The organism is Aromatoleum toluolicum (genome assembly GCF_012911005.2).
In the GTDB taxonomy this organism is placed as follows: Bacteria; Pseudomonadota; Gammaproteobacteria; order Burkholderiales; family Rhodocyclaceae; genus Aromatoleum; species Aromatoleum toluolicum.
Map to the genome: position 1 here is coordinate 1 of NZ_WTVS01000274.1, position 384 is coordinate 384.

At 65.9% G+C, this 384-nt stretch carries 1 pseudogene; it reads right to left on the bottom strand.

From position 1 onward, the window contains the following. A pseudogene (gene glmM / locus GPA27_RS28715) lies at nt 1-335 on the bottom strand (phosphoglucosamine mutase); the annotation flags it as partial. Nucleotides 336-384 lie beyond the last annotated feature (49 nt).

The following is a 384-nucleotide window of genomic DNA, read 5'->3' on the forward strand; positions in this document are numbered from 1 at the left end:
CCCGCATAGATGCGGCCCTCGCTGTCCACCATCACCAACCGGTCTCCATCGCCGTCCAGCGCCACGCCGACATCTGCCTGGTGAGCCAGCACGGCCTCGCTCAGGTGCTTGGGCGACGTGGCGCCCACGTTGTCGTTGATGTTCTGCCCATCAGGCGTGGCGCCCACCGCAACCACCTCCGCGCCCAACTGTCGGAACACCTCGGGGGCGATGCGGTGGCAGGCGCCATGGGCGGCGTCGATGACGATCTTCATACCCTGCAGGTGCAAACCTGCCGGCAATGCCTGCCTGCAAAACTGGATGTACAGATCGGAGGCCTCCGGCAGCAGGGACACGCGGCCCAACCGTGACGATGGCAAACAGACCATGGGCTGGACCATGGTG